At 37.2% G+C, this 1,093-nt stretch carries 1 protein-coding gene; it reads left to right on the top strand.

Features of this window, described 5'->3' with window-relative positions; all coding sequences use genetic code 11:
* Nucleotides 1-489, top strand: a 489-nt coding sequence (locus MUW73_RS02940) for a hypothetical protein (protein ID WP_243575238.1), incomplete at its 5' end; no start/stop codon positions are given.
* Nucleotides 490-1,093: the final 604 nt, after the last annotated feature.

Here is a 1,093-nt window from a genome sequence, read left to right as displayed (position 1 = left end):
TACTCTTTTGGCAGGGCTAAGCAAATTTTAGATAGTAAAAGCAACGTGTTGGAACTTTTTTCAAGCTTGCAAGCAAGATTTTTAGCATTAGACTTAGCCAAACGGGAAGATATAGAGCATAGGGTGATGGCAGCGATGCAAAAAGAGGCTGAGAAGACATCAAAACTTGCAGGAGAGCGGCTTGAGGTACTATTAAGTTGGGGTATTAAGGCAGGTACAGATGCCTATAAATCAGCTACAGATATAGACCAATATTTAGCATTAGCTAAAATATTGAATCGTACTTTTACTCAAGCAGGGGTTCCGCCAGCTGTACCTTATGGTAAGTCTTTGGCGAGAAGAATGGGTAAGCGGCAGGTAAGTATAGATGAATGGCAAAATCAACTGGCTAATAACCCAACATTGGCAGCGTTATATATGGCAAGTGTGATCAATCAAATGAAAGTAACACCGTTACTTGACTCATTTGTAAGGGAATATAAAAATTAATTAATTTTCAAGGCAAAAATTTATATCTGTTCACCAAATGGCCCTAAATATTCAATCATATTGCCTTGATTATTAAATAGAATAGCATTTTTTGAATGGATAATTAGTAGGTCATCTGGCTTATCGGCCGCCATCATACCTGTGATATATCAAATTTATTGAATATAAAATTATCGTTTCCGTTCACCCAATGGCGTCAACTTAAGGAATTTGTTGCCGTTCACCACTATGGCTTATGCTAGAAAAAAAACGCGCCCTTTGAAAAAAGTGCAATCAGAAAGCGCAGTTTACAGATGAAAAGAAAAACAGTTACCGGGAGGGATTGCAGGTAGGCTCCTGTTTTGCCAGATGTAAACGAAGCTTTCAGCCACTTTTTTAATCAGCGCTTGATTTTTTGCTTACTTTTTTATCAAGAAAAAAGTAACAACAAAAATTCATTTTCTACTAATTGCGTCAACGAAAACCAAAGAGTGGCTAAATATAATCGAAGAAAAAACACAGTCGTGAACGGATACTGATAAAAAAGTAAGCAAAAAATCAAGCCCTGCTAAAAAGTTGCGGAAAGCGCCCCTTAAAGCTGGAAAAACAGAATCAACCCTGTAAC

This window comes from Candidatus Cardinium sp. cByotN1, from assembly GCF_022810525.1.
Taxonomy (GTDB): Bacteria; Bacteroidota; Bacteroidia; order Cytophagales; family Amoebophilaceae; genus Cardinium.
The sequence above is the reverse complement of the archived record's forward strand: the minus strand, read 5'-3'. Positions and strand labels throughout refer to the sequence as shown.